The sequence below is a fragment of the Pseudomonas sp. GD04158 genome (assembly GCF_029834875.1).
GTDB classification, from domain to species: Bacteria; Pseudomonadota; Gammaproteobacteria; order Pseudomonadales; family Pseudomonadaceae; genus Aquipseudomonas; species Aquipseudomonas hydrolytica.
In genome coordinates, this window is sequence record NZ_JAODYT010000001.1 from 162,614 (window position 1) to 178,221 (window position 15,608).

Here is a 15,608-nt window from a genome sequence, read left to right on the forward strand (position 1 = left end):
GCCTGATGCTGGAATCCCTGTTCGTCCCCACCCTCATCGTTGCCCTTGCCGAAATCGGCGACAAGACGCAATTGCTTGCCCTGTTGCTGGCCGCGCGCTTTCGCAAGCCCTGGCCGATCATCTGGGGCATCGTGGTCGCCACCCTGGCCAACCATTTCGCCGCAGGTGCCGTTGGCAACTGGGTCGCCGGATTCTTCTCCCCCGCCACCCTGAGCTGGATACTCGCCGCCAGCTTCATTGCCGTGGCCGCCTGGACGCTGATCCCCGACAAGCTGGACGAGGACGAAGCATCCGGCCTGAAGAAGTACGGCCCCTTCCTCACCACCCTGATCGCCTTCTTCCTCGCCGAGATGGGCGACAAGACCCAGGTCGCCACGGTGATGCTGGCGGCGCAGTACCCGCATTTCGTGCTGGTGGTGATCGGCACCACCCTGGGCATGCTGATCGCCAACGTGCCGGTGGTGCTGGCGGGCAACTTCGCCGCCGAGCGCCTGCCGCTAACGCTGATCCGCCGCCTGGCTGCATGCGCCTTTGCCGCCCTGGCCGTCTATGCCGGCTATCAGGCGCTGACGCTGAGCGGGTTGCTATGACACATCGCTGACGCCAGCGAAGCGGCATTTCGGCCAATCCCAGCCCCCTCCCGCCTGCTGCTAAATTGCCGACAGATCACGCAATTGAGCCAGCAGTCTGGAGGGCGTCATGTCATTGGATGATCGCAAGAAGGTGGTGTGCCAGCACATCGACCTGACGTGGAACAAGGGCCGCCTGGCGCTGGCCGAACAGCTGCACAGCCGCGACTTTCTCTACAAGAGCTCGTTCATCGGCACCCCGCTCGACAGCGCCGGCTTCGCCCAGATGGTCCAGGACATCCGCCACGCGATGCCGGACCTGCAGGTACTGGTCGAAGAATGCATTGCCGAGGACTACAAGGTGGTCACCTGGAGCACCCTGATCGGCACTATCCAGAGGCCAGCCCTGGGCTACCCGCCCAGCGACAAGGTCCTCAGCATCTCGGCCATGGCGTTCTGGAGCCTGACACCAGGCCATGAGATCCGCGAAATCTGCACCATGTTTGACATGGAAAGCTTCCGCGCGCAACTGGGCCTGCAAACCCGCCCCTTCGCGGAAAAAGCCCTGCCCTGAAACGCCGACGGCGCGTCGTGAGTGCTCACGCCGCGCCGTCGTTCTGCTGCCGAGACCTGGGCTCAGCGCCCGGCCCTGGCCTGTTCGTACAGTGGCATCACCTTGGGAATGGCGGCCTGCAGCGACGCGATACGGCTGCTGGACGAAGGGTGAGTGCTCATGAACTCGGGCGGCGCACCGCCGCCAGCGGCCTCCATCTTTTGCCACAGGCTGATCGCCGCGTTGGGGTTGTACCCCGCACGGGCCGCCAGCTCCAGGCCGATGAGGTCCGCTTCGTTCTCGTTGGCGCGGCTGTTGGGCAGCGTCAGGCTGTACTGCACCACCGTATCGGCCAATGCCATTCCGCCTTCACCGAGGCCGAGCAAGGCGCCGGCGCCCTGCCTGGCCATCTGGATGCCATAGGCCTTGGACATGGCCTCGCGGCTGTGCTCGCGCAGGGCATGCGCCATTTCGTGACCCATGATCGCGGCGATCTCGTCGTCGGTCAGCTTGAGCTTCTCGATGATGCCGCTGTAGAAGATGATCTTGCCGCCGGGGCCGCAGTTGGCATTGAGCTCGGGGCTCTTGATCAGATTGACCTCCCACTGCCAGTTGGCCGCATCCGGACGAAAACGCGGGGCCTGGGGAATCAGGCGCGCCGCGACGGCCTGCAGGCGCTTGGCATTATTGCTGGTCTTGTCCAGAACGCCCTTGCTCGACGCCTCGCTCAGCGTCTGCTGATAGGACTGCGCATACATCTGGTTGACCTGCTCGGCCGACAGCATGCTGAACATGTACTGCTTGCGCTCCACGCCCACCGCACCACCGCTGGTGGTATTCACCGCCTGGCAGCCCGCCAGCAGCAACGCCACGGCCAGGCCACTCAGGTTAACAACCTTGCTCATCGAGCGATCTCCTTGAAACGACGGCCCTATGCTAGGCCGCTCCAACACCCCGGGCAACCACGGCACTTGCGCGATCGCCGTGCGCCATCTTTGCTAGAACCAATACCGCTACCCGGATGGGCCGCGCCAGCCCATTAAGGTTTCGTCCTGTTGCAGCCGATACCTGAGACAGGTCTCTCGCGCTCCGGAGCTCCCATGAAGTTCAAGTCGGTCCAGTTTTCCGTCGCCTTTCTTGCCGGTGCCAGCGTGCTGCTGGTGGTCGTGGCCCTGGTGCTCTATGCCCTGTTCGCCAGCAGCCGTACCCAGGCACTGGTCCAGCAGCGCACCCAGACGCTGCTCGAACAGATCATCGAACAACGCCTGGCGGCCCTGGCCCAGGCGCAGGTCAGCGAAATCCAGCGCGAACTGGAACAGCCGCTGCAGATCACCGCCGGCCTGGCCCGGGTCAACGCCATGCTCGGCATGACCGACGCCAGCGGCAGCCCGCTGCTCAGCATCAGCCGCGAGGAGCTGGCCAACCTGGTGCGTGAGACCACGGCGCAGAATCCCAAACTGCTCGGCAGCTACATCGGCTGGGAGCCGAATGCCTTCGACGCCAGCGACGACCTCTATGCCGGCAGCAGCGAGAACGGCTACGACGGCAGCGGCCGTTTCCTGCCCTGGTGGTACCGCAATGCCGACGGCAGCCTGGGGATCGACGCCATCGGCTCGATGGAAAGCGAGACCCTGCTCCCCACCGGCGTTCGTGAGGGCGAGTACTACCTGTGCGCCAAGGAGCGCAAACGCCCCTGCGTGATCGACCCGGCCCCCTACGACGTCGGCGGCAAGATGACCATGCTCGCCTCCTTCACCTCGCCGATTCTTGTGGACGGCGAGTTTCGCGGCATCGCCGGTGCCGACCTGGCCGTCAACTTCATCCAGGATCTGCTGACCAAGGCTGACGCCCAGCTCTATGGCGGCGCCGGCGAGATGGCGCTGATCGCCGGCAACGGCCGCCTGGTGGCCTCGACCCAGGCGCCGGACAAGCTTGGCGAACCGGCGACGCTGCTGCTCGATGCCAACGAGCTGGCCAACCTGAGCGGCCTGCAACCCGGCACGCCGAAGTACGACATCCATGTCGAGGACGATCCCGCCAAAAGTCATATCGAGCTGTTTCTCAGCTTCGCCATCGGCCAGAGCGACGCCCGCTGGGTGCTGATGCTGGTGCTGCCGCTGGACACCGTGATGGCCGATCTGCGCCAACTGCAGGCCGAGCTGAGCGCCCAGCGCGACGGCGACACCCTGGGCATGACCCTGGTCGGCCTGCTGATCGCCGGCCTCGGTCTGCTGGTGATCTGGTTCGTCGGCTACGGCATCGCCCGCCCGCTGCGGCAGATGGTCGGCATGCTTGATGACATCGCCAAGGGCGACGGCGATCTGACCGTGCGCCTGCAGGTGGAACGCAACGACGAGCTGGGCCGTATCGCCCAGGGCTTCAACGCCTTCCTCGCCAAGTTGCAGACCATGATCGGCGACGTGGTGACCTCGGTACAAAAGGTCAGCGACTCCTCCGAGCACACCGCCGATATCGCCATCCGCACCAACCAGGGCGTGCAGAAGCAGCTGGCGGAAATCGAACTGGTGGCCACTGCCGTGCACCAGATGACCGCCACCGCGCAGGACGTGGCGCGCAACGCCACTCAGGCCGCCGAAGCCGCGCACCACGCCGACCAGGCGGCCAATCAGGGCAAGCAGGTGGTCCAGGAAACCTCGGCCGCCATCGCCGCCCTGGCCAGCGAGATCGGCCGCGCCGTCGGCGTGGTGCAGAACCTGGCCAAGGACAGCGAGAACATCAACGCCATCCTCGTCGCCATTCGTGGCATCGCCGAACAGACCAATCTGCTGGCACTCAACGCCGCCATCGAAGCCGCACGCGCCGGCGAACAGGGCCGAGGCTTCGCCGTGGTCGCCGACGAGGTACGCAACCTGGCGCAGAAGACCCAGCAGGCCACCGAAGAAATCCAGAGCATGATCCAGCAGCTGCAGCAAGGCACCCGCGAAGTGGTCAAGGTCATGGAACAGAGCCAGAGCAAGACCGACGACAGCGTGGAGCATGCCAACCAGGCCGCCCACTCGCTGGAATCCATTACCCAGGCGGTCTCGGTGATCAACGACATGAACACGCAGATTGCCAGTGCAGCGGAAGAACAGAGCGCGGTGGCCGAAGACATCAACCGCAACGTCACCAACATCGGCCAGGTGGCCAACGAGGTCGCTGCCGGTGCCGACGAGGCCAGCCAGGCCAGCGCCGAACTGACCAAGCTGGCCGAACAGCAGCGCAGGCTGATCAATCAATTCAAGGTGTAAGCGGCTTGTAGGGTGCGCCATGCGCACCACTCTTCCAGCGGTTGTTGCGGGGGCACGGCCTAGCCGTCCCACGACAGCCTAAGGCTTCACGCCGGAGTCAGGCACTCCGGCGCATCCAGCTTCGGATCGTTGACCAGCGTGGCCAGTGCGCGCTCACGCAGCGCAACCTGCGGCTTGGCCAGCAGCGCTGCCAGTTGCTCGGGCGGCGTGTCGTTGCTCAACCACAATGCCTGTTCGTGCTCGCCGAGAATCAGCGGGCGGCGCAGCGAGGCAGCCTCCTGAGTGATCATGGCCACGCTCAGATACTCGTGCCCCCCCACCGGATAGACCTCCCACAGCGCTGCGAAGTACATCAGCGAGTCGCCACTGGTCATCCAGTACGGCCGCTTGCGCGCGGAACCGCGCCACTCGTAGAAGCCATTGGCCGGCAACAAGCCGCGGCGCAGGCGAAAGGGCTCGCGAAACATCGGCTGCTCGGCGAGGGTTTCGGCGCGGGCATGGGCGGGGGTTTTGGACAGGTCCTGCAGCCAGGCCGGGGTCAGCCCCCAGCGAGCACGCGCCGCTTCCCGCCCGTCGCGCCCCGCGCGCAACAACAGCACCTGGCCGTTAGGCGCGATGTTCCAGTGCGGCTGCTGATCGGCCGGAAAACCGGGCAGCGCCGCGAAAGCGGGAGACCAACGAAACAGGGCGTAGCGTCCGGACATGGAAGTACTCGAGAAACGGCAAAGAGCGCATCAGCACAGCAATACGCCCTGAAAGGACTCCGGCTCGTCGCCGGGCAAGGGTTGCGCGGCATTGTACGCACCGATCAGCGCCCGCGCCCGCTCGGCATCCTCGTCCGCCACCAGCAGGCCGAGCAGACCACATGCCGGCAGCTCGCCCACGGCACCGACCAGATGCTGGCCGAGCAGGTGCGCCTCGATACCCTCGCTGGCGAGCATGCCCAACAGCATCTGCCCTTCCAGCAGATTCTCCGGTTCGTAGATTCGCTGCATCAGTCGTTCTCTCCCCGTACTTCCAACTGCCAGTCGACACCATCGGTATGCAGCTCGAACAGGATCGGCCGGCAGCACACCGGACAATCCTCGATATAGGACTGATCGCCTCCCGACAGGTCGAGCACGGCCTCGGCCGGCTCACCGCAGTAGGGGCAGAGATAAGACTCGCTCTCCAGCATCGCGGCCTCCGTGTGACTTGGCGGTATAATCGCCGGTCTATTGCTCACCCTGCCGGGCAGATCCTCATTCAACCTTAGCCGTTTTAGAACAAGAGAGCATGATGGGCGCATTCGATGCCATCCGACCCTATGCCGATGCAGAAGTGCGCCCCGTTCTGGCGCGCCTGCTCGCCGACCAGGCGTTTCTCGGCACCCTTACCCGCTTCCGTTTTCCGCGCCTGGCCGGGCCACTGGGCTGGCTGCTCAAGCCGCTGATCGCCGCGCGCCTGCGCAGCGAGTTCGCCAGCATCGATTCGGTCTCCAAGCTGCAGGAAAAGATCGAGCCCTACATAGACCGCACCATCGAGCACGCCAGCGACGGCATCAGCTACTCCGGCCTGGAGCACCTGCAGCCGGGCAAGCCCTATCTGTATCTGGCCAACCATCGCGACATCGTCATGGACCCGGCCTTCGTCAACTACGCCGTCTACCATGCCGGCCTGCAGACGCCGCGCATCGCCATTGGCGACAACCTGCTGCAACGCCCCTTCGTCAGCGATCTGATGCGCCTGAACAAGAGCTTCATCGTGCACCGCTCGATCAGCGGCCGCCGCGAGAAGCTGGCGGCGTACCAGTTGCTTTCCGCCTACATCAACCACTCGATCCGCGAAGACGGCGAATCGATCTGGATCGCCCAGGCCGAAGGCCGTGCCAAGGACGGTGACGACCGCACCGACTCGGCGATCCTCAAGATGTTCCACATGAGCCGCAAGGACGAGCCGTTCGCTGCGGTGATCGACTCGCTCAACCTGATCCCGGTTTCGATCAGCTACGAATACGACCCCTGCGACCTGGCCAAGGCACGCGAGCTGAGCGTGCGCGCCGCCACCGGCAGCTACACCAAGGCGCCGGGTGAAGACGACGCCAGCATCGCCCTGGGCATCACCGGCTACAAGGGCCGCGTGCACCTGCACTTCGGCCCGCCGGTCGCCGGCCTGGAGGACACCAAGCAGCTCGCACAGGCGCTGGACCGACACATCCTCGGCCAGTACCGCCTGTTCCCGGTGCATTACCTGGCCTATGCCATGTGGGACGGTCGCGAGGCCGAGCTGAACGTACCCGCGGCGCATGAACTGTTCGCAGCCGAGGAGCTGGCCAAGGCCGAAGCCCAATGGAACAAGCGCCTGGCCGCCTGCAGCGCCGAAGAGAAACCGTTCCTGATCCTGCAATACGCCAACCCGGTGCGAAACCAGTACCGGATCAAGGCCGGCCTGCCCCTGTAAGCCCTGCGGCAGAAACGAAAACGGCAGCCCATGGCTGCCGTTTTCATTGATTCATCCGTGACTACAAGCGCGTGCTGAACCAGGACAGCAGCAGAGCCGCGCCCAGGCAGGTGGCCCCGAAACGATAGAAGAAGCGGTTGATCCGCAGGGTGCGCTCGTCGCCGTCATCCAGCGTCTCCAGTTCGCCTTGCGCCAGTACACGTGCCAGACCGCGCTGCTCGCGCAAGCGGGTCATCAGGCACAACCAGGCGCCAGCCAGAGCGAAGAACAGCGCCAACGAATTCACCGCCCCTGACGGATGGGCGAGAAACAGCGACCACAACATCTGCAGCGACATGCGACACCTCGAGAACAGCGTGGTGCAGCAAGCTCGCCACCGCACCAGAATGGGGATTTCGGCTGAAAACAGGCGCGTCTCAGCCCCCGAAAAGTCGTCGCGCAGTGTACTGAAAACCCGCTTTTATGAAGTTCGTTTCCGACGAACGCCGCTCGCTATCCCGAAATCGTCTGAAAACTGTCATATGCCTGGCCTAGGGTTTGTATCTCTGACAGTGACCAAACAGTCACGACTGTTGCTGGAGCCAATCCCCTATGTCCTCGGAGGACCTGCCATGCTCAATCCCCAACCGCTGGATCGCGATTACCTGATCGATTCGCTGGATGAAGTGGACGCCGTGATCGATGAACTCTCCTTCAACGTGCAGGACCAGCACTGGCTGGTCTACTGCGCCCTTGGCGGCCACGAGCATTACGACCTGCCGGATATCGACAATCGCACCGGCATGAGCCTGCCGGAGCTCTACGATCAGGCCGCCTGAAGCTCCCGCACAAACGAAAACGCCCCGCATTGCGGGGCGTTTTGCTATCTGCAGCGTTACTGCAGCAGTACCTGGCCGATGGTCGGGTCCTTGAAGGCCCGGGTCAGTGCATCGCTGAGCACATCGGTCACCAGCTTGGTGTTGGTCTGCTGGTTCGGCGCAGTGCCGAAACGCTGGTTCAGCGAAGCGCCGTAACGGCCGGTGTAACGGCGGCTACCGCCCTGCACATCGGCACGAATGGAGGCAGAGATGTCCGCTTCGGTGACATACATGCCTTCCTTCGGCGACTGGTACTTCAACTCAGCCAGGGTGATGGTCAGTTGTGGCGCATTGTAGGCATTGGCAGACGGGGTGAAGCCGAGCAGACGCACCGCCGCCTCCGCCTCTGCCTGCAAACGCGGCAGGATGGCGTCGCTGCTGACGCTGATGGCGCTGGTTTCCGGATACAGGCCACCGCGGGTACCCAGTACCGGCGAAGGACGGCCGTCGGCCACCCGTACCACCACCGGCTGCCCCTGCCCCACCGGGGTCAGCGAGCTGGTGAGTTTGGGTTGCGGGGTGAGTTGCTGAGGGCTGAGGGCGCAGCCGGCCAGGGTCAGGCTGGCGGCAGCAAGCAAGGCGATCAACGCACGGTGCAGCATGCTCTCTCTCCGAGTGAGGTATAAAGTGGCCGGCAGTATACCCAGCACCGCCTGACGCCGACAGTAGCGCTGCATGAGACCTCCGGCGGGTTGCCGCGGTTCCTGTCATCACCCTGTCACCGCGCCCTGGCATAAAGGCTACCAGCCCTTACGCTGGAGCCTTCGCCATGCTGTTGCGTCGCCTGTTCAGCCCTCGCCCCATGCGCCACTTCGCCCTCCTCGATGCACAGGGCCATTGCCGCGCCCTGCGCCAGATGCGCGAACACCCGAACCAGGCCGGTTGGGTCGAAGTGAGCGAAGCGCACATCTCCTGGCTCGGCGCGCCACTGCCTGCCGGCGTCAGGGTTGTGCCAGTCGTCACTCGCGCATCGAACCCCTCTCCGTTGGCGGCCTGACCGGCGGAAGAAGAAAAGTCACGCAGGGCGATCAATTTCCCCTCATTCACCGTTATAATCGCGCCCCGATTATAAGGACGTCTCCTGATCGGGCCTGCAACATCATCGCTCCCGCCCCAGAGAGTCGCCCACTTCGTGCTGCCATTTCCGGCCAGCCGCCTTTTAGCCCAGATGCAGAACCGATTGCAGCCATGCAATGCATGACGTGCACGGGCAAAAAGCGCGCCGAGGCAGACGAGCTTTTGAGGTTCACCGCTCCAAAAGAGCGTGAAAAAAACGGTTTTTAAAACTTCACAAGAGTGTGGCGAACAGATGAACAGTTTTGCGTCCGCAAATCCCAGCCTTGACCTTCCCCTCCTCACGACAGGGCCTTGCGCCTGAGTCCGACGGTATCGCCCTGACGGCCATGCGGCCGCCAATCTGGTGCAGATTTTCTTGGAGAGAGGTTAATGGCGCATAACGATTACCAAAGCGTAGATGTGGTGCTGGTAGGCGCCGGCATCATGAGTGCGACCCTGGGCGTGCTGCTCAAGGAGCTCAACCCCGGCATCACGCTGGAAGTGGTGGAGCTGCGCGAGTCCGGCGCGGTGGAAAGCTCCAACCCCTGGAACAACGCAGGCACCGGCCATGCCGCCCTGTGCGAACTGAACTACACCCCGGAAGGTGCCGATGGCAGCATCGACATCAAGAAGTCGGTGACCATCAACGCGCAGTTCGAAGAGTCCAAGCAGTTCTGGGCCTACCTGATCGAGAAGGGCGCGATCAAATCGCCGAAGACCTTCATCAATCCGGTTCCGCACATGAGCTTCGTGCGCGGCAACAGCGGCATCGCCTTCCTCAAGAAGCGTTTCGAGGCCCTGCGTCAGCATCATGCCTTCACCGAGATAGAGTACACCGAGGATCGCGCCACCATCGCCGAATGGGCGCCGCTGCTGATCCCGGGCCGCGATGCCAGCGAACCGTTGGCGATGACTCGCGTGCAGGCCGGTACCGACGTCAACTTCGGCGCGGTCACCGAGCAGATGCTCGATTACCTGACCAGCCAGCCCAACGCCAAGGTCATCTGCAACCAGAAGGTCACCGACCTCAAGCGCGACGGTGAAGGCTGGCTGGTGGACATCAAGGACACTCGCTCCGGCGCCACGCGCAAGCTCAAGAGCAAGTTCGTCTTCCTCGGTGCCGGTGGCGGCGCACTGCCGCTGCTGCAACTGTCCGGCATCCCCGAGGGCAAGGGCTTCGGCGGCTTCCCGGTAAGCGGCCAGTGGCTGCGTTGCGACAACCCGGAAATCGTCAAGCAGCACCAGGCCAAGGTCTACAGCCAGGCCGCCGTGGGCTCGCCGCCCATGTCGGTGCCGCACCTCGATACCCGCGTGGTGGATGGCAAGAAGTCCCTGCTGTTCGGGCCTTACGCCGGCTTCACCACCAAGTTCCTCAAGCACGGCTCGTTCCTCGACCTGCCGCTGTCGGTACGCCCCAACAACCTCGGCCCGATGCTGGCGGTGGCGCGCGACAACATGGACCTGACCCGCTACCTGATCAAGGAAGTGATGCAGTCCGAGGAACAGCGCCTGAACACCCTGCGCGGCTTCTACCCGGAGGCCAAGGCCGAGGACTGGCGCCTGGAAGTGGCCGGCCAGCGCGTGCAGATCATCAAGAAGGACAGCAAGAACGGCGGCATCCTGCAGTTCGGTACCGAACTGGTGGCAGCTGCGGACGGCACCATCGCCGCCCTGCTCGGCGCCTCGCCGGGTGCCTCGGTGACCGTGTCGATCATGCTTGACCTGATTCGCCGCTGCTTCCCCGAGCAGGCCAAGAGCGAAGGCTGGCGCACCAAGCTGGACGAAATCTTCCCGGCCATGGCCGATGTCCTGTCCAAGGATGCCGAGCGCTACCGTGAAGTGCAGACGCAGTCGAACAAGCGCCTGCAGCTGGATGTACCGAGCTGATCGCCACGCATGAAAAAACCGCCCCTCGGGGCGGTTTTCTTTTAGGCGTAGGGTGCGCCATGCGCACCGAGCATTCCATCGCCTGAGCTGGTGCGCACGGCGCACCCTACTGGCCCCAGGGCAGGATCGGAATGGCGGTCACCGCATTCTGCGGGCTGCCTTCGATCACCCGGTCGCTGTAGACCAGATACACCAGCGTGTTGCGCCTGGCGTCGAAGAAGCGCACCACCTGCATGGTCTTGAACACCAGCGAGGTGCGCTCCTTGAAGACTTCCTCGCCGTCCTTGAGCGTGTCCTTGAATGCAATGGGACCGACCTGACGACAGGCGATGGACGCCTCGGCGCGATCCTCGGCCAGCCCCAGGCCACCCTTCACGCCGCCGGTCTTGGCGCGCGACAGGTAGCAGGTCACGCCCGCCACCTTGGGGTCATCGAAAGCCTCGACGACGATCTTGTCGTTGGGCCCCACCCACTTGAACACCGTAGACACTTCACCGATGGTCTCGGCCAGTGCCAGGCCGGGCAACATCAGCAGCCCCAGCAACACTCCCTTCAACGGACGCATGCGTGCTCCTTAAACGAGGATCAGATTGTCGCGATGCACCAGCTCCGGCTCATCGACATAGCCCAGCAGCTTCTCGATGGCATCGGACGGCTGGCCGATGATCTTCTGCGCTTCCAGCGCGCTGTAGTTGACCAGGCCGCGGGCGACCTCGCGACCATCCGGAGCAACGCAGACCACCATCTCGCCACGGCGGAAGCTGCCCTGCACGGCCTTCACGCCCACCGGCAGCAGGCTCTTGCGATCCTGACTCAGCGCCTTCACCGCGCCGGCGTCCAGCACCAGGGTGCCGCGGGTCTGCAGGTGGCCGGCCAGCCATTGCTTGCGCGCCGCCAGCAGGCCGCGCTCGGGCGCCAGCAGAGTACCCAGGCGTTCGCCGGCCTTGAGCCGCGCCAGCACCTGCTCGATGGCACCGCCGACGATGACGGTGTGCGCACCGGAACGCGCCGCCAGGCGCGAAGCGCGCAGCTTGGTCTGCATGCCGCCGCGCCCCAGTGCGCCGCCGACGCCGCCGGCCACAGCATCCAGCGCCGGGTCATCGGCACGCGCCTCATGGATCAGCTCGGCATCGGGGTTGTGCCGCGGATCGGCGGTATACATGCCGTCGCGGTCGGTGAGGATCACCAGCAGATCGGCCTCTACCAGGTTGGCCACCAGCGCAGCCAGGGTGTCGTTGTCGCCGAAGCGGATCTCGTCGGTGACCACGGTGTCGTTCTCGTTGATCACCGGGATCACGTCCAGGCCCACCAGGGTGCGCAGGGTGCTGCGCGCGTTGAGGTAGCGCTTGCGGTCGGAGAGGTCATCGTGGGTCAGCAGAACCTGCGCGGTACGGCGGCCATGCTCGGCGAAGCTCGACTCCCAGGCCTGCACCAGCGCCATCTGGCCGATGGCGGCGGCGGCCTGCAGTTCGTGCATCGCGCTAGGTCGACTGGTCCAGCCCAGGCGGCTCATGCCGGCCGCCACGGCGCCGGAGGACACCAGCACCAATTCGACGCCCTGCTCGCGCAGCGCCACCATCTGCTTGACCCACACCGCCATGGCCGCACGATCCAGGCCACGCCCGTCGGCGGTCAGCAGCGCACTGCCGATCTTCACCACCCAGCGCCGTGCGCCGGTCACCTTGTCACGCATGATCTTCCAACCTTAGCCAGAAAACGATGGGTTCCACCCCACCTACAAAAACGCCGCAATTAAGCGGCGTTGGAAATTTGCTTAATCCCGGACGTAAATGATTTCCGGGCCGTCGTCGTCTTCATCGTCGAAGAAATCATCGTCTTCGTCGATATCGTCGACGCTGCGCACGCCGGATTTACGCAGCGCACGCTGATCGTCCAGCGCCTGCAGGCGGGCGCGGGCCTCGTCCTCGATGCGCTGATCCAGCTCGGCCAGTTCCTCGGCGAATACCGGGTCTTCGGCGATGCGTTCGGCACGCACCTCCAGGTAATGCATGATGTCGCGGCAGATGCGCTCGGTGCCGTCGCGGCTGATGGCCGACACCACGTAGACCGGGCCCTGCCAGCCCAGACGGGCGACGATATCGGCCTTGCGCGCCTCGCGCTCGTCTTCCGGGATCTGGTCCATCTTGTTCAGCACCAGCCAGCGATCACGCTCGGCCAGCGCCGGGCTGAAGCGGCCCAGCTCGTCGATGATCACCTGCGCAGCCTCGGCCGGATCGCTCTCGTCCAGCGGCGCCATGTCCACCAGGTGCAGCAGCAGGCGGGTACGCGCCAGGTGCTTGAGGAAGCGGATACCCAGACCGGCGCCTTCCGAAGCGCCCTCGATCAGACCGGGAATGTCGGCGACGACGAAGCTCTTGAAGCGGTCGACGCTGACCACGCCCAGGTTCGGCACCAGGGTGGTGAAGGGGTAATCGGCGACTTTCGGCTTGGCCGCGGATACGGCGCGGATGAAGGTGCTCTTGCCGGCATTGGGCAGACCGAGCAGGCCGACGTCGGCCAGCACTTTCAGCTCCAGCTTGAGATCGCGCGACTCGCCCGGCTTGCCCGGTGTGGTCTGGCGCGGCGCGCGGTTGGTGCTGGACTTGAAGCGGGTGTTGCCCAGGCCGTGCCAGCCGCCCTGAGCGACCATCAGGCGCTGACCGGCCTTGACCAGATCGCCGATCACTTCCTGAGTCGCCACGTCGATCACCGTGGTGCCGACCGGTACCGGCAGGATCAGATCCTCGCCCTTGGCGCCGGTGCAGTCGGTGCTGCCGCCCTTCTCGCCGTTCTGCGCGTGGAACTTGCGGGTGTAGCGGTAATCGATCAGGGTGTTGAGGTTCTCGTCGGCCTCAAGGAATACCGAGCCACCATCGCCACCGTCCCCGCCGTTGGGGCCGCCCTTTTCGATGAACTTCTCGCGGCGGAAGCTCATCATGCCGTTACCGCCGTCACCGGCTTTTACAAAAATCGAAACTTCGTCGACAAATTTCATGGATACGCCTCCCGCAAGAGCTGCGGGTCAACAGAACAACGTAAAGGCCCTTGCCGGATGACCCCACGCAGACAGCGTGGCGTTACGGGTCATCGGGCAAGAACCCAAGGATACAGAAACAAAAAAGCCCCGTCCTACGGACAGGGCTTTTCCAGCGCGCAGGCGATTAGGCCTGAACAACGCTCACGTAGCGACGGCCGAAAGCGCCCTTCACTTCGAACTTGACCACGCCTTCGATCTTGGCGAAGAGGGTGTGGTCCTTGCCCATGCCCACGCCGAAACCCGGGTGGAACTCGGTGCCGCGCTGACGAACGATGATGTTGCCGGCCTTGATGACCTGGCCACCGTACATCTTCACGCCAAGGCGTTTACTTTCGGAATCGCGGCCGTTACGGGTAGAACCGCCAGCTTTTTTGTGTGCCATGAGTCAATACTCCTATAAAGGGATCGGGGCCGACGGATCAGGCCTGGATACCGGTGATTTTGATCTCAGTGAACCACTGACGGTGGCCCTGACGCTTCATGTGGTGCTTACGACGGCGGAACTTGATGATGCGCACTTTGTCGTGACGACCTTGCGAAACGACTTCTGCAACCACTTTGGCGCCGTCTACGACCGGAGCGCCGATCTTAACGTCGTCGCCATTGCCGATCAGCAGAACGCGATCGAAAGTCACGGCTTCGCCAGTGGCGAGCTCGAGCTTCTCGATCTTGAGGAATTCGCCTTCGGTGACCTTGTATTGCTTGCCACCAGTAACAATCACTGCGTACATGGTAAATCTCCGTTGATCCTGCTCACCCAGCGCTTTAGAAAAATCGTTATTGGCTGGCATGGCTGCTCGGGGCCGGAAGTGACACCCTTGCAATTGCGTAAGGCAGGGAAATGCCCAGGGGGAAGTTCAGGGTGCGCGATTGTACGCAAGGCCGTGACGCCACGCAAGGGCTGCAGGTGCTTGCCTTGACAGCCCATACCCCGCCACCTAGCATGCCGCGCAACCTCAAAGGAGCACCAGTCGCCGATGCAACCCCAGGCTTTCTACCGCGTGGTAGCTGACGATTTCACCGCCGTCGATGGCATCATTCGCCAACAGGTGGTTTCCCGCGTGCCACTGGTGGAAAAGATCGGCGACTATATCATCTCCGCTGGCGGCAAGCGCCTGCGGCCACTGCTGGTACTGCTCAGCGGTCGCGCACTGGGCTACCAGGCCGACGACCTGCGTCTGCTGGCCGCCACCATCGAATTCCTGCACACCGCCACCCTGCTGCACGACGACGTGGTCGACATGTCCGACATGCGCCGTGGCCGCAGCACCGCCAATGCCCAGTGGGGCAATGCGCCCAGCGTGCTGGTGGGCGACTTCCTTTATTCGCGCTCGTTCGAAATGATGGTCGAGCTCGGCTCCATGCCGGTGATGAAGATTCTCTCCCACGCCACCCGCGTGATCGCCGAGGGTGAAGTGCTGCAGCTGTCTAAGGTGCGCGACGCCAGCACCACGGAAGAGACCTATATGGAAGTCATCCGCGGCAAGACCGCGATGCTGTTCGAGGCCTCGACCCACAGCGCCGCGGCGCTGGCCGGCGCCAACGAGGCGCAGCGCGAAGCCCTGCGCACCTTCGGCGACCACTTGGGCATCGCCTTCCAGTTGGTCGACGACCTGCTCGACTACAAGGGCGATGCGGCCGAACTGGGCAAGAACGTCGGCGACGACCTGGCCGAAGGCAAACCGACCCTGCCGCTGATCTACACCATGCGCGAAGGCAGCGAGGAGCAGGCCGCTCTGGTGCGCCGCGCCATTCAGAAAGGCGGTATCGAAGACCTGGAAAGCATCCGCGCCGCCGTGGATGCCGCCGGCGCCCTGGACTACACCGCCCGTCTCGCCCGTGACTACGCCGAACGCGCCATCGCCTGTCTGGACGTGCTGCCGGCCGGCGAGTATCGCGATGCGCTGATCGAGCTGAGCCGTTTCGCCGTCGCCCGTACGCATTGAAAGCAGCGGTGCG

The 15,608-nt window shown here is 64.1% G+C and carries 19 protein-coding genes; 8 read left to right on the forward strand and 11 right to left on the reverse strand.

Translation table 11 applies throughout. The features are described from left to right. The first annotated feature begins 8 nt into the window (after positions 1-8). Both N7333_RS00795 and N7333_RS00800 read left to right on the forward strand, forming a co-directional pair. A complete protein-coding gene (locus N7333_RS00795) occupies positions 9-590 on the forward strand; it encodes a TMEM165/GDT1 family protein (RefSeq protein WP_129483040.1) in 582 nt (193 codons plus the stop codon). Positions 591-699: 109 nt separating this feature from the next. Continuing rightward, complete coding sequence (locus tag N7333_RS00800) at positions 700-1,143, forward strand: ketosteroid isomerase-related protein (RefSeq protein WP_003240456.1); 444 nt, start codon at positions 700-702, stop codon at positions 1,141-1,143. A gap of 62 nt (positions 1,144-1,205) precedes the next feature. Here the strand turns inward: N7333_RS00800 and N7333_RS00805 are convergent, their stop codons facing one another. After that, on the reverse strand, positions 1,206-2,027 hold the full coding sequence (locus tag N7333_RS00805) for a M48 family metallopeptidase (RefSeq protein WP_003240453.1): 822 nt from the start codon (positions 2,025-2,027) through the stop codon (positions 1,206-1,208). Between the two features lie 195 nt (positions 2,028-2,222). Here N7333_RS00805 and N7333_RS00810 point away from each other — a divergent pair, with 195 nt between their 5' ends. Continuing rightward, on the forward strand, positions 2,223-4,373 hold the full coding sequence (locus N7333_RS00810; RefSeq protein ID WP_279858097.1) for a methyl-accepting chemotaxis protein: 2,151 nt from the start codon (positions 2,223-2,225) through the stop codon (positions 4,371-4,373). 86 nt (positions 4,374-4,459) lie between these two features. Here N7333_RS00810 and N7333_RS00815 read toward each other — a convergent pair whose 3' ends face one another. From N7333_RS00815 to N7333_RS00825, 3 genes are read right to left on the reverse strand one after another with little or no spacing between them, the layout of a single operon-like run. Next, complete coding sequence (locus N7333_RS00815) at positions 4,460-5,077, reverse strand: SOS response-associated peptidase (protein ID WP_003240450.1); 618 nt, start codon at positions 5,075-5,077, stop codon at positions 4,460-4,462. 30 nt (positions 5,078-5,107) lie between these two features. After that, complete coding sequence (locus N7333_RS00820; protein WP_129482948.1) at positions 5,108-5,368, reverse strand: DUF2007 domain-containing protein; 261 nt, start codon at positions 5,366-5,368, stop codon at positions 5,108-5,110. Continuing rightward, positions 5,368-5,550: a CPXCG motif-containing cysteine-rich protein gene (locus N7333_RS00825; protein ID WP_003240446.1), complete on the reverse strand. Its 183-nt coding sequence runs from the start codon at positions 5,548-5,550 to the stop codon at positions 5,368-5,370. Before N7333_RS00825 ends, N7333_RS00820 begins: the two co-directional genes overlap by 1 nt. Before the next feature lie 101 nt (positions 5,551-5,651). Between N7333_RS00825 and N7333_RS00830 the strand changes: the two genes are divergently transcribed. Further along, on the forward strand, positions 5,652-6,812 hold the full coding sequence (locus N7333_RS00830) for a 1-acyl-sn-glycerol-3-phosphate acyltransferase (protein ID WP_177491166.1): 1,161 nt from the start codon (positions 5,652-5,654) through the stop codon (positions 6,810-6,812). A 61-nt stretch (positions 6,813-6,873) separates the two neighbouring features. Here N7333_RS00830 and N7333_RS00835 read toward each other — a convergent pair whose 3' ends face one another. Then, positions 6,874-7,149, reverse strand: coding sequence for a hypothetical protein (locus N7333_RS00835; RefSeq protein WP_012019619.1), 276 nt, complete (start codon positions 7,147-7,149; stop codon positions 6,874-6,876). Positions 7,150-7,423: 274 nt separating this feature from the next. Between N7333_RS00835 and N7333_RS00840 the strand changes: the two genes are divergently transcribed. Further along, positions 7,424-7,630 (forward strand): hypothetical protein, encoded by a 207-nt coding sequence (locus N7333_RS00840; RefSeq protein WP_003240441.1) that lies wholly within the window; start codon positions 7,424-7,426, stop codon positions 7,628-7,630. 56 nt (positions 7,631-7,686) lie between these two features. Here the strand turns inward: N7333_RS00840 and N7333_RS00845 are convergent, their stop codons facing one another. Beyond that, positions 7,687-8,271, reverse strand: a complete 585-nt coding sequence (locus N7333_RS00845; protein ID WP_003240438.1) for a YajG family lipoprotein — start codon at positions 8,269-8,271, stop codon at positions 7,687-7,689. 167 nt (positions 8,272-8,438) lie between these two features. Here N7333_RS00845 and N7333_RS00850 point away from each other — a divergent pair, with 167 nt between their 5' ends. Continuing rightward, a complete protein-coding gene (locus tag N7333_RS00850) occupies positions 8,439-8,666 on the forward strand; it encodes a hypothetical protein (RefSeq protein WP_129482949.1) in 228 nt (75 codons plus the stop codon). Between the two features lie 449 nt (positions 8,667-9,115). Beyond that, entirely contained in the window at positions 9,116-10,612 is a 1,497-nt protein-coding gene (mqo, locus tag N7333_RS00855) for a malate dehydrogenase (quinone) (RefSeq protein WP_129482950.1), read from the forward strand. A 106-nt stretch (positions 10,613-10,718) separates the two neighbouring features. Here the strand turns inward: mqo and N7333_RS00860 are convergent, their stop codons facing one another. The 5 genes from N7333_RS00860 to rplU all read right to left on the reverse strand — a co-directional run bounded on the left by N7333_RS00860 (position 10,719) and on the right by rplU (position 14,380). Next, entirely contained in the window at positions 10,719-11,177 is a 459-nt protein-coding gene (locus N7333_RS00860) for a CreA family protein (protein ID WP_129482951.1), read from the reverse strand. Between the two features lie 9 nt (positions 11,178-11,186). After that, positions 11,187-12,305 carry a glutamate 5-kinase gene (proB, locus tag N7333_RS00865; RefSeq protein WP_003240430.1) on the reverse strand — a complete coding sequence of 373 codons (1,119 nt, stop codon included), beginning with the start codon at positions 12,303-12,305 and terminating at the stop codon, positions 11,187-11,189. Positions 12,306-12,386: 81 nt separating this feature from the next. Next, positions 12,387-13,607, reverse strand: coding sequence for an Obg family GTPase CgtA (gene cgtA, locus N7333_RS00870; protein WP_129482952.1), 1,221 nt, complete (start codon positions 13,605-13,607; stop codon positions 12,387-12,389). A 166-nt stretch (positions 13,608-13,773) separates the two neighbouring features. Then, positions 13,774-14,031: a 50S ribosomal protein L27 gene (rpmA, locus tag N7333_RS00875; RefSeq protein ID WP_003240427.1), complete on the reverse strand. Its 258-nt coding sequence runs from the start codon at positions 14,029-14,031 to the stop codon at positions 13,774-13,776. A 37-nt stretch (positions 14,032-14,068) separates the two neighbouring features. After that, positions 14,069-14,380: a 50S ribosomal protein L21 gene (rplU, locus tag N7333_RS00880; RefSeq protein ID WP_003240425.1), complete on the reverse strand. Its 312-nt coding sequence runs from the start codon at positions 14,378-14,380 to the stop codon at positions 14,069-14,071. Positions 14,381-14,626: 246 nt separating this feature from the next. Here rplU and N7333_RS00885 point away from each other — a divergent pair, with 246 nt between their 5' ends. Continuing rightward, the gene (locus tag N7333_RS00885; RefSeq protein ID WP_003240422.1) at positions 14,627-15,595 is read left to right on the forward strand and encodes a polyprenyl synthetase family protein; all 969 of its coding nucleotides are present in this window, start codon (positions 14,627-14,629) and stop codon (positions 15,593-15,595) included. Positions 15,596-15,608: the final 13 nt, after the last annotated feature.

Excerpts from the sequence above, each read along its gene's own strand:
- N7333_RS00800 (WP_003240456.1), top strand. The coding sequence starts at position 700 with ATGTCATTGGATGATCGCAAGAAGGTGGTGTGCCAGCACATCGACCTG.
- N7333_RS00805 (WP_003240453.1), bottom strand. The coding sequence starts at position 2,027 with ATGAGCAAGGTTGTTAACCTGAGTGGCCTGGCCGTGGCGTTGCTGCTG.
- N7333_RS00810 (WP_279858097.1), top strand. The coding sequence starts at position 2,223 with ATGAAGTTCAAGTCGGTCCAGTTTTCCGTCGCCTTTCTTGCCGGTGCC.
- N7333_RS00815 (WP_003240450.1), bottom strand. The coding sequence starts at position 5,077 with ATGTCCGGACGCTACGCCCTGTTTCGTTGGTCTCCCGCTTTCGCGGCG.
- N7333_RS00820 (WP_129482948.1), bottom strand. The coding sequence starts at position 5,368 with ATGCAGCGAATCTACGAACCGGAGAATCTGCTGGAAGGGCAGATGCTG.
- N7333_RS00825 (WP_003240446.1), bottom strand. The coding sequence starts at position 5,550 with ATGCTGGAGAGCGAGTCTTATCTCTGCCCCTACTGCGGTGAGCCGGCC.
- N7333_RS00830 (WP_177491166.1), top strand. The coding sequence starts at position 5,652 with ATGGGCGCATTCGATGCCATCCGACCCTATGCCGATGCAGAAGTGCGC.
- N7333_RS00835 (WP_012019619.1), bottom strand. The coding sequence starts at position 7,149 with ATGTCGCTGCAGATGTTGTGGTCGCTGTTTCTCGCCCATCCGTCAGGG.
- N7333_RS00840 (WP_003240441.1), top strand. The coding sequence starts at position 7,424 with ATGCTCAATCCCCAACCGCTGGATCGCGATTACCTGATCGATTCGCTG.
- N7333_RS00845 (WP_003240438.1), bottom strand. The coding sequence starts at position 8,271 with ATGCTGCACCGTGCGTTGATCGCCTTGCTTGCTGCCGCCAGCCTGACC.
- N7333_RS00850 (WP_129482949.1), top strand. The coding sequence starts at position 8,439 with ATGCTGTTGCGTCGCCTGTTCAGCCCTCGCCCCATGCGCCACTTCGCC.
- mqo (WP_129482950.1), top strand. The coding sequence starts at position 9,116 with ATGGCGCATAACGATTACCAAAGCGTAGATGTGGTGCTGGTAGGCGCC.
- N7333_RS00860 (WP_129482951.1), bottom strand. The coding sequence starts at position 11,177 with ATGCGTCCGTTGAAGGGAGTGTTGCTGGGGCTGCTGATGTTGCCCGGC.
- proB (WP_003240430.1), bottom strand. The coding sequence starts at position 12,305 with ATGCGTGACAAGGTGACCGGCGCACGGCGCTGGGTGGTGAAGATCGGC.
- cgtA (WP_129482952.1), bottom strand. The coding sequence starts at position 13,607 with ATGAAATTTGTCGACGAAGTTTCGATTTTTGTAAAAGCCGGTGACGGC.
- rpmA (WP_003240427.1), bottom strand. The coding sequence starts at position 14,031 with ATGGCACACAAAAAAGCTGGCGGTTCTACCCGTAACGGCCGCGATTCC.
- rplU (WP_003240425.1), bottom strand. The coding sequence starts at position 14,380 with ATGTACGCAGTGATTGTTACTGGTGGCAAGCAATACAAGGTCACCGAA.
- N7333_RS00885 (WP_003240422.1), top strand. The coding sequence starts at position 14,627 with ATGCAACCCCAGGCTTTCTACCGCGTGGTAGCTGACGATTTCACCGCC.